Genomic DNA, 3,938 nt, shown 5'->3' on the forward strand with positions numbered 1-3,938 from the left:
CGTCGGGCTCGTGATAGCCCCAGGTGACGCCGATCGTGTGGCAGCCGGCGGCCACACCCATCTCGATATCGAAGGTGGTGTCGCCGATCATCACCATGTCGGCCACATCGACCCCGGTTTCGCGCATGGCGCTTTCCAGCATGCCGGGATGGGGCTTGGAGGGATTGTGGTCAGGCGTTTGCAGGGTGACGAAATGATCGGCCAGCCCATGCAGGTTCAACAGGCGATGCACGCCCGAGAGCCCCTTGCCGGTGGCAATGCCCAAAAGCATGTCGGGCCGCGCCCGCAACAGCTCCAGCGCCGCCCGTGCACCGGGAAACAGCCCTTCGCGCCCTTCGGAGCGAACCAGCGCCTCGCGGTAATGGCTGCGATAGGTCTCGACCAGTCGCTCCACCAGCACCGCATCGTCGTGACCCACCAGACGGGCCATGGCCACCGGCAGCGATAATCCGATGACGCGCCGCGCCCGGGCCGGGTCCGGCGCCTCCAGCCCCAGGCTCTCGAAGGTGGCGGTCATATGCTCGTGGATCAACGCCTGCGTGTCGATCAACGTGCCGTCCATGTCGAAAACGGCGAGCTTCACTTGCCGTCCTCGGGATCGCCGCCCACATCGTAGCGGTCGGGATCGAACCCCAGCGCCTCGAAGCTCTGCCGCATATGGGGCGGCAGCGGCGCGGAAATATCGAGCCGCTTGCCATTGCGCAGCGGCAGGGCGATGCGGCGGGCATGTAAATGCAGCCCCTCGCCCAGCCCCGGCGCGCCCTGCCAGTTCTCGATGTTGAAATAGCGCGGATCGCCCAGGATCGGCGTGCCGAGCTGGGCCATGTGCACGCGCAATTGATGGGTGCGGCCGGTGACGGGCTTGAGCGTCACCCAGGCGAAGCGGCGGCTGGCCGTGTCGGTGGTGGAGTAATAGCTCTGCGAATGCTGCGCGCCCGGCGTGCCGTTGCGCACCACCACCATCTGCTCGCCGTCGCGCGTCGCCTGCTTGGCCATGAAGCACGAGATTTCACCTTGGCGCGGCGTGGGATTGCCAGCGACCACCGCCCAATAGATCTTGCGGGCCGAACGCGAGCGGAAGACGGCGCCGAAATGGCTGGCGGCGGCGTGGGTCTTGGCGACGACCAGACACCCGGAGGTGTCGCGGTCGAGCCGGTGTACCAGCCGGGGCGCTTCGCCCTTCTTGTTGGGCAGGCTTTTGAGCAGGCCGTCGATATGGCGCTTGGTGCCGCTGCCGCCCTGCACGGAAAGGCCGTGAGGCTTGTTGAAGACATAGATGTCTTCGTCCTCATAGAGGATGAGGTCGCGCAGAAATTGCGCGTCGGCCTCGTTGACGCGGGGCGGACGCGGCGTTTCGGCATCGTCAACCGGAGGAATGCGCACCGTCTGGCCGGGGGCGAGCCGCGTACTGGTGGTGACCTTGGCCTTGTCGACCCGCACCTCGCCATTTCGAATCAGCTTTTGCAGCCGCCCGAAGCCCAGTTGGGGAAAATGGCGGGAAAACCAGCGGTCGAGGCGCATGCCGTCCTCGTCGCCACTCACCTGCCTTTGTTGAACGCCACTCATGCCACGCCTCGGGTCACCAAAAGCCCGAGATAAAGCCCAATCACGCAAACCACAACCGACAAGAGCACATAGCTGGCAGCCTGAAGCACCTCGCCCCGCTCGATCAGCACGATGGTCTCGAGCGAAAACGAGGAAAAGGTGGTGAACCCACCCAGAAGGCCCACGGCGACGAAAAGCCTCGCCTGCTCCTGCCAGCCGGGCAGCAGCCGGGCCATGATGCCGACGAACAGCCCCATGCCCACCGAGCCGGCAATATTGATGAGCAAGGTGGACAGCGGGAAACCCATCGGCCAGAGCCGGCCGAAAAAACTGCCCACGCCGAACCGCGCCATGGCGCCCAGCGCGCCCCCCAGCCCCACCAGAACGAAATCACCCATGAATAACCAGCCATTAGCGATGAACCCACAATGCCGGGCATTGCGCTTTGTGATGCTATCATAGATGCGTATGCTCTGACTTCGATAAAGCGGCAGATAAAAGAAGCCCGATGCACAGTGTATGGAAATATTGCGTGATCGCCGTGGCGGCGCTGGCCCTTTCCGGCTGCGTCAGCCTCGCCCAGCATCGGAATGCCGTGCCGCCGGCGCTGATGCAGTTCGCATCGGTGGGCGGGACCGTACCGCTGCGCTATTGGGGCGACGACCCCGATTTCGTTTCCAGCCATCGCCGCATCCGGCCGGGCTCGGACGGGCGCGTGGACTATCTGGCCCTGTCCGGCGGCGGCATCAATGGCGCCTATGGCGCCGGCTTCCTCGTCGGCTGGACGGCGAGCCGCGACCGGCCCGATTTCGAGGTGGTGACCGGTATCAGCGTCGGCGCCATCATCGCTCCGCTGGCCTTTCTCGGCCCGCAATATGACGCCCGCCTGCAACAGGTCTTCTCCTCGCTCACCGAGGCCAGCAACCCGGCGACCAATATCCTCTCCGCGCTGCTGGGCGCCCCCTCGATCATGAGCAACAAGCCGGTGCTGGCCGCCATCCGCGTGGTGGTGGACGAGCCGGTGCTCGACGCCATCGGCAAGGCGCATCGCGAAGGGCGGCGGCTCTATATCGGCACCACCGATTTTGACGCCCAGCGCCCGATGATCTGGGATATCGGGGCCATCGCCAATTCGGGCCTGCCTAACCGCCTGGAACTGGTTCACAACATCCTGCTCGCCTCCGCTGCCGTGCCCGGCGTCTTCCCGCCCGTGCAGATAAAGGTGACGGCGCAGGGCCAGAGCTTCGAGGAACTGCATGTCGATGGCGGGTTGACCCAGCAGGTGCTGGTGCTGCCCGGCGGCTTCGGGCGCACCGCCAGCGGTACCACGGCGCGGCTCTATGTGATCGTCAACGGCGTCACCGCCCCCACGCCCGCCGCCGTGCAGATTTCCAGCATGAGCCTGCTCCAGCGCGCCGTGCCGACCCTGCTCAAATATCTGGGCCGGGCCAATCTGGTGGAACTGGCCAATTCGGCCCGGGAAAGCGGCGCCAGCTATCGCGTCACCGCCATTCCCGCCGAATTCCCGGAAAGCCGCAATGTCTTCGGCTCGCCCGAATGGCTGGAAGCGCTTTATGGCTATGGCTATCAGAGTGGACTGGCCGGCGCCTGGCAGACGAAGAACTAGGGCGCTTCCCATCGCACGGTGTCATTCCGGCGCAGGTCGGAATGACCCGGTGGGTGGATTACTCCCCCGCCCGCGCCTTGGCGGCGCGCAGGCGCTCGAAATAGTCGAGGCGCTTTTTCAGCTCGCGCTCGAAGCCGCGCTCGACCGGATCGTAGAATTTCTGCCGGCCCAGCTTTTCGGGGAAATAGTCCTGCCCCGAAAACGCCTCGGGCGTATCGTGGTCGTAGATATAGCCGGCGCCATAGCCCTCGCCCTTCATCAGCCTGGTGGGGGCATTGAGGATCACCTTGGGCGGCATGGGCGAGCCGGTGGATTTGGCCAGGCTCATCGCCCCCTTGAAGGCGGTGTAGACGGCGTTGGATTTGGGCGCCAGCGCCAGATAGACCACCACCTGCGCCAGCGCCAGCTCGCCCTCGGGCGAGCCCAGCATCTGGTAGGCATCGCGCCCGGCAATGGCCTGGTGCAGCGCCTGCGGATCGGCCAGCCCGATATCCTCCGAAGCCATGCGGATCAGCCGGCGGGCAAGAAAGAGCGGATCCTCCCCCGCATCGAGCATGCGGGCGAAATAATAGAGCGCCGCATCGGGGTCGGAGCCGCGCACGGTCTTGTGTAGCGCCGAAATGAGGTTGTAGTGCCCATCCTGCGCCTTGTCGTAGAGCGGCGCGCGGCGCTGGATGAGCGTGAGCATGGTGGGCGCATCCATCACCTCGTCCGGCCGCGCCGAAGCAAGCACCTCCTCTACCAGCCCCAGCAGCGCCCGTCCGTC

Annotated in this window: 4 protein-coding genes and 1 pseudogene; 1 reads left to right on the forward strand and 4 read right to left on the reverse strand. The window is 65.6% G+C overall.

What is annotated here, in order from left to right:
• The 3 genes from VDP82_RS15105 to crcB all read right to left on the reverse strand — a co-directional run.
• The coding region (locus VDP82_RS15105; protein WP_323015661.1) for an HAD-IA family hydrolase at positions 1 to 583 on the reverse strand (583 nt) is incomplete at its 3' end.
• Positions 580 to 1,566: an RluA family pseudouridine synthase gene (locus VDP82_RS15110; protein ID WP_323015662.1), complete on the reverse strand. Its 987-nt coding sequence runs from the start codon at positions 1,564 to 1,566 to the stop codon at positions 580 to 582. The genes VDP82_RS15110 and VDP82_RS15105, both read right to left, overlap by 4 nt.
• Positions 1,563 to 1,943: a fluoride efflux transporter CrcB gene (crcB, locus tag VDP82_RS15115; RefSeq protein WP_323015663.1), complete on the reverse strand. Its 381-nt coding sequence runs from the start codon at positions 1,941 to 1,943 to the stop codon at positions 1,563 to 1,565. The genes VDP82_RS15110 and crcB overlap by 4 nt, the downstream gene beginning before the upstream one ends.
• A 110-nt stretch (positions 1,944 to 2,053) precedes the next feature.
• Here crcB and VDP82_RS15120 point away from each other — a divergent pair, with 110 nt between their 5' ends.
• Positions 2,054 to 3,172 carry a patatin-like phospholipase family protein gene (locus VDP82_RS15120; protein WP_323015664.1) on the forward strand — a complete coding sequence of 373 codons (1,119 nt, stop codon included), beginning with the start codon at positions 2,054 to 2,056 and terminating at the stop codon, positions 3,170 to 3,172.
• A gap of 58 nt (positions 3,173 to 3,230) precedes the next feature.
• Here the strand turns inward: VDP82_RS15120 and VDP82_RS15125 are convergent.
• Positions 3,231 to 3,938: pseudogene (locus VDP82_RS15125) on the reverse strand (replication-associated recombination protein A); the annotation flags it as partial.

This window comes from Devosia sp. (assembly GCF_034675085.1).
GTDB lineage: Bacteria > Pseudomonadota > Alphaproteobacteria > Rhizobiales > Devosiaceae > Devosia.